The sequence below is a fragment of the Vibrio sp. Vb1755 genome (assembly GCF_033338635.1).
Taxonomy (GTDB): Bacteria; Pseudomonadota; Gammaproteobacteria; order Enterobacterales; family Vibrionaceae; genus Vibrio; species Vibrio alginolyticus.
In genome coordinates this window covers 1-1,330 of the sequence record NZ_JAWOTA010000178.1, presented here as the reverse complement: position 1 = coordinate 1,330, position 1,330 = coordinate 1, and the positions used below count along the sequence as shown (strand labels likewise).

Here is a 1,330-nt window from a genome sequence, read left to right as displayed (position 1 = left end):
CTCTACGGTACATCACCTAGACACAACCTATCGTTTCAATAATCAAATTGGCGATGTAGCGAATACGTTCGTGCAGCAAAACCCATCACAATTACCGAAGACGCTCAACAGCCACAAACAACGCAAGCAAAAGAGCGTGCACACAGCGCCAAGCAACCAGGTTGAGAAAATCCTCGATCAATTGAATCAACAAGCGAAACAAACTAAGTCTGTATTGCTGCTTGGCCGTAACCATTACCATAAACCCGATTTGTATGATGACTGGTTAAGACGATTCCCGAATCTCGATATTCGTTTTATGACTTGTCATGCGAGTAAAGGTCGAGAAGCCGATTTTGTGATTATTTTGGCTGTGGATGAAGGGCAGTTCCCAGCGAAGAAGAAGCAGATTCACATCGACGGTGCGTTGACCCAGTCCAAAGACAAATTCCCGTATGCCGAAGAGCGCCGACTGTTCTATGTTGCAATTACGCGTGCAAAAGAGAAAGTGTGGATCACGCATACGGGAGCGGGTTCTGCATTTGTGCAAGAACTCGTAAGTGGCGACTACCCAATCGTTACCTCACGCTAAACGCACTTTTTCAACCGTTAAAAACAACAAAGGCGATACTCAGTATCGCCTTTGTTTTATCTATTCGATTACGTCGATTTACATGCGTTCTGCAAGGTAAGCTTCGTAATCTGGCACTTCGATGTCGACTTCTTGTTCTAGAAGAGGAGAGTCGAAGAGGAATTTTGCCGTTGCACGGTTAGTCGCAACTGGGATGTTCCAAACACTCGCAATACGAAGTAGGGCTTTCACATCAGGGTCGTGAGGTACGGCGTTTAGTGGATCCCAGAAGAAGACCAATACAGCGATTTTACCTTCCGAAATCAATGCACCGAGTTGTTGGTCGCCACCCATCGGGCCGCTGATCATGCTCTTAATTGCTAAGCCAGTTTCTTTGCTCAGCATGTGGCCAGTTGTGCCTGTAGCGTACAAGAAATGGCGTTGCAGCTTTTCTTTATTCTCTTTTACCCAGCGAAGGAGCTCAGGTTTGCAATTGTCGTGGGCAACCAATGCCACGTGTTTATGCGCAGGCATGGTACGAGTCGTTTTTTGCATCAAGTTATTCCGATTTTATGATTATGAACTGGTTATCTATCAATAAAACACTTTTTTAGCGCATCAATCAACAGCCTTTATGCTGAATGTCGGCCTATATTCTGACGGAGATAACGATTCTTCAATTGTGTCATCGTGAAGCGTCTTTGGCGTCAGTGGCTTGATGATTGGCGATGCCTGTTTTTCATACGGTTGATGGCGTAAATAGTGCGCCGCTTGCATAAC

General features: G+C 45.6%; 2 protein-coding genes and 1 pseudogene. 1 reads left to right on the top strand and 2 read right to left on the bottom strand.

The annotated features are described in order from the left end of the window. Positions 1–571, top strand: a 571-nt coding sequence (locus R7E00_RS23675) for a 3'-5' exonuclease (protein WP_318124681.1), incomplete at its 5' end; no start/stop codon positions are given. A gap of 78 nt (positions 572–649) precedes the next feature. Here the strand turns inward: R7E00_RS23675 and R7E00_RS23670 are convergent. Together R7E00_RS23670 and R7E00_RS23665 are read right to left on the bottom strand one after the other, a co-directional pair. Continuing rightward, a complete protein-coding gene (locus R7E00_RS23670) occupies positions 650–1,105 on the bottom strand; it encodes a methylglyoxal synthase (protein WP_318124680.1) in 456 nt (151 codons plus the stop codon). Between the two features lie 63 nt (positions 1,106–1,168). Continuing rightward, positions 1,169–1,330: pseudogene (locus R7E00_RS23665) on the bottom strand (TMAO reductase system protein TorT); the annotation flags it as partial.